The 1,123-nt window shown below is 61.4% G+C and carries 2 protein-coding genes; both read right to left on the bottom strand.

All coding sequences use genetic code 11. The annotated features are described in order from the left end of the window. Positions 1-56: 56 nt before the first annotated feature. A complete protein-coding gene (gene istB / locus V6X73_RS09530; protein WP_367959669.1) occupies positions 57-869 on the bottom strand; it encodes an IS21-like element helper ATPase IstB in 813 nt (270 codons plus the stop codon). Continuing rightward, on the bottom strand, positions 866-1,123 hold a 258-nt coding region (locus V6X73_RS09525), incomplete at its 5' end, for a Mu transposase domain-containing protein (RefSeq protein WP_407810760.1). The genes V6X73_RS09525 and istB, both read right to left, overlap by 4 nt.

Raw genomic sequence — 1,123 nt, 5'->3', positions numbered from 1 at the left:
TGTAAACACCGGATCCAGAAGGGCCCTTTTCACCGGAGTGAGATGTCCCCCGATCATCACATCAAGGTCTCGTCTTCCCCGGGTTCCTCTATAGCGGCCTCCTTGACGGTCTGAGATGAGCGGTTTTTGGCGAGCAGCCCGGCTTTGCGCTTTTCTTTGAGTCGGTAACTCTCACCTTTGATATTCACCGTGGTGGCATGATGGAGCAGCCGATCCAGGATGGCAGTGGCCATCACCGGATCGCCGAAGACCTCTCCCCAGTCAGCGAAGCCCTTGTTCGAGGTTAGGATCAGGCTCGCCTTCTCGTATCTGCGGGCAACCAGTCGGAAGAACAGGCTCGCCTCATCGCGGCTCATAGGCAGATAGCCCAGTTCATCAAGGATGAGGACCTTCGGGTAGGTCAGTTGCTTTAACACCCGCTCGAGCTTTTGCTCAGCACTCGCCTTGCGTAACTTGGCGAGGAGTTCATCGAGGGTGAGGAACACCACCCGATGACCGGCCTGCGCCGCCTTGATGCCCAGCGCGATGGCCAGATGCGTTTTGCCCACCCCGGGTGGTCCCAGGAACACGGCGTTGTTCCCGCGCTCGACGAACGCCAGCGAGGCCAGCTCCCGGATGACCTTGCGGTCGATGCTGGGTTGGAAGCTGAAGTCGAAGGCCTCCAGTGTGTGCATTGCAGGGAAGCGTGCTTGGCGCAGTCGCGTCTCCACGCCCCGGACGCTCCGGGACTGCCACTCGGCTTTGAGCGCTTCACTGAGGAACGCTCGGTAGTCGAGATCCCGCTTGGCAGCCTGTTCGCAGACGGTGTCGAGCTGCTCGTCTAGGCCTTGGAGCTTCAAGCGCTCCAGTAGTGTGCCGAGTTCCATCACAGCACCTCCGTGTAGTACCCCAGGTCACGGGTCTGGACCCGCACCTGGTCCCATAGGCAAGCGTGATGTTCGGCGACCGTGACGAAGCGCTCGCCGTCAGTGGCAAGCCGGTGGTGGGCGACCGGGTGTCCTGCGAGATCGCGGATCTCGATCTCGCCGTCCAGCGTCTGGCGAACGCTCACTCGCTGCTGGGCTAGATGCCCCGGCACGCTATAGCGCACACCGCGGACAGAGATATAGGCATCCAGGCTCAC

Source organism: Spiribacter pallidus (genome assembly GCF_040838495.1).
Classification (GTDB): Bacteria; Pseudomonadota; Gammaproteobacteria; order Nitrococcales; family Nitrococcaceae; genus Spiribacter; species Spiribacter pallidus.
The sequence above is the reverse complement of the archived record's forward strand: the minus strand, read 5'-3'. Positions and strand labels throughout refer to the sequence as shown.